Here is a 1674-nt window from a genome sequence, read left to right as displayed (position 1 = left end):
GCCATCTTGTGGCCGGGCTCGATCACGGCAGTCGCGGCGGCGCCGCCCGGCAATGGCGTTCCGATTTCGATGCGCCCATTGGCAACGGCGACATTATCGGAGGGGGAGAGAAGGATGATGTTTGCAACGGTCACGGGCGGCTGTCCTGGGTGATCCTGGGAATGCGGGCGGATTGACTTGCGCCCGTTTAAAGGTAATGTCTTTTATCGGGAAAAAACATTTTTGCGTCAATTGTTTTTTCGCTGCAGGTGGCGCGCATCCTATAGATGCCCGAGCCTGCCCGTTTGGCAAGCCGGCGAAAAACGTTCCGCTTTTCGGAGGCTTGCGCTAGGAGACCGATCATATCGCGCTTCCGGTCAGCCGCCGCAAGCGTTGGGGGATACGGGGCATGTCGAAGAGCAACAACGTCTACAAGGACGCTTTCAACCGCTGTCTGCGACTGCTCGACGAAACCAAGAGCCTGCCTTCGGAACCGGAGCTCGGCACGCTGCTCGGCGTCAGCCGCACCACGGTGCGCAGCATTCTTTCGCGCATGGAAGAAACCGGGCTGATCGCCTGGAACAAGCGCAGCAAGACGGTGCTCAGGGCGCCACGGCCGGAGGATTTCTTCCCCGAGGAGGAGACCGATTCGCTGGCCGAGATCATCGAGCGCTCCTTCATGCGGCGCTTGCTGGCTGAGGGCGCCGAGGCCGGCATGCAGATCAACGAGCTGGAGCTGGCGCGCGAGATCGGCGTCGGCACCACCAGCGTGCGCGAGTTCCTGATCCGCTTCTCGCGCTTCGGGCTAATCGAGAAGCGGCGCAACAGCCATTGGGTGCTGAAGGGGTTCACGCGCGCCTTCGCGCTGGAGCTGACCGAGATCCGCGAGATGTTCGAGCTGCGCTCGGCGGCGGCTTTTGCCGCGCTGCCGGAGGATAGCGCGGTGTGGGCCGATCTCGACCGGCTGGAGGTCGAGCATCGCCAGCTCGCCAGCGAGATCGCCACGCGCTTCAACGAATTCTCCGAGCTCGACGAGCGCTTCCACCGGCTGATCCACCGCGCCTCGCACAACCGCTTCATCGTCGACTTCTACGATGTGATCGCGATGATCTTCCACTACCACTACCAATGGAACAAGGCCGAGGAGCGCCAGCGCAACGAGGTCGCCGTGCAGGAGCATCTTGCCTATATCGCGGCGCTGAAATCGCGCGATCCCGGCAAGGTTGACGCCGCCTGCCGCAAGCATTTGAAGTCGGCGCGCCAGACGCTGCTGAGCTCGATTCCCGAAGGACGGCAGGCGCAGCCCGCCTAGGGTCTGTTGAGATTCAGGTCAGGCCGGCATCACCTGAATCTCAACAGACCCATAAGAACAGACACGTCGTGCCGTGTTGCCGCAGCGCGGTTTTGCCGATTTTCCGGCCGCATCGTCCATGTTAGGGTCGATCAAGTTTCCGGGAGAGGCTTGGCGTTGGATATAAGGCTGAAACGATGGAGCATGCCGGCCGCGTTCGTCGCGGGGCTGCTTCTGTTGCTTCAGTCCTGTCTCGGCGCTTTCGCCTTCGGCGCGCCGTCGCAGCTCGACGCCTTCGGCAACGTCATCTGCACGCATGAAGGGGCCGTAAAACTACCCGGTGGGGATCCCCACCAGCAGCACATGCCGGCCTGCTGCTCGCTCGGCTGCAGCATGGTTTCGCC

General features: G+C 62.5%; 1 protein-coding gene and 1 pseudogene. Both read left to right on the top strand.

Annotated features, from left to right (window positions below; genetic code table 11):
* Positions 1 to 388 precede the first annotated feature (388 nt).
* Positions 389 to 1291, top strand: a complete 903-nt coding sequence (locus tag EOD07_RS33575; protein WP_040987365.1) for a GntR family transcriptional regulator — start codon at positions 389 to 391, stop codon at positions 1289 to 1291.
* 183 nt (positions 1292 to 1474) lie between these two features.
* Positions 1475 to 1674, top strand: a pseudogene (locus tag EOD07_RS33570) (hypothetical protein); the annotation flags it as partial.

The sequence above is a fragment of the Mesorhizobium sp. M2C.T.Ca.TU.002.02.1.1 genome, from assembly GCF_003997225.1.
Note: the sequence above shows the minus strand (reverse complement) of the source record. Positions and strands in the feature narration are given on the sequence as shown.